The following is a 587-nucleotide window of genomic DNA, read 5'->3' as shown; positions in this document are numbered from 1 at the left end:
CGGAGCCGCCGGCTCCTGCCAGGCGAGCGGCTAACGCCTGGCGCCGGGGGCGAGCTTGCCGGCAGCTGCGGGGCAGATACCGGCCGCCGCGGCAGATAGCCGGCCTTGCTTCAGCCTAGCAGCGGCATGGCCGGCTGCCGGACGACAACCACCGGTGTATCAATGCATTACGAGCCATACGCTTATGGCCTATACTCCGATATGGGATAGACGGTTTGCTTCTTGCACTGTTACAGCTGATTATGCGGTCCAGCAAGCCATATTACAGCAATCCGCCCAGACGTTTAGGTGGATTTCCGCCAACTAATTCCGTCTCTAATGCTTATTTTCAGTATTTAATTGGATAAAGGTCACCTAAATCACGCCAATAGACCCTTTCTGGACATAACAGCCCAAATTAAATGGATTTTTTCCCACTAATCTCCTGTAACCTAACGCCGATGCTCCATTAGTTGCCGTGAATCCACCTAAATTGTCGCCCCACAGCATTTCGACCCGCCCCCCTTCCTCATATAGCGGAGCAACCGGCCTGCACGGCTGCCCGCAGACTACACCGGCAACTAAAGAAAAGCCCAAAGCAGGGACTA

Annotated in this window: 1 protein-coding gene; it reads right to left on the bottom strand. The window is 54.9% G+C overall.

What is annotated here, in order from left to right; genetic code table 11:
• Positions 1 to 354 precede the first annotated feature (354 nt).
• Positions 355 to 587 (bottom strand): hypothetical protein (locus tag BN3772_RS31115; protein WP_042204523.1); only part of this gene is annotated, 233 nt, incomplete at its 5' end.

Origin of the sequence: Paenibacillus camerounensis (genome assembly GCF_000723885.1) — a bacterium.
Classification (GTDB): Bacteria; Bacillota; Bacilli; order Paenibacillales; family Paenibacillaceae; genus Paenibacillus_AQ; species Paenibacillus_AQ camerounensis.
The sequence above is the reverse complement of the archived record's forward strand: the minus strand, read 5'-3'. Positions and strand labels throughout refer to the sequence as shown.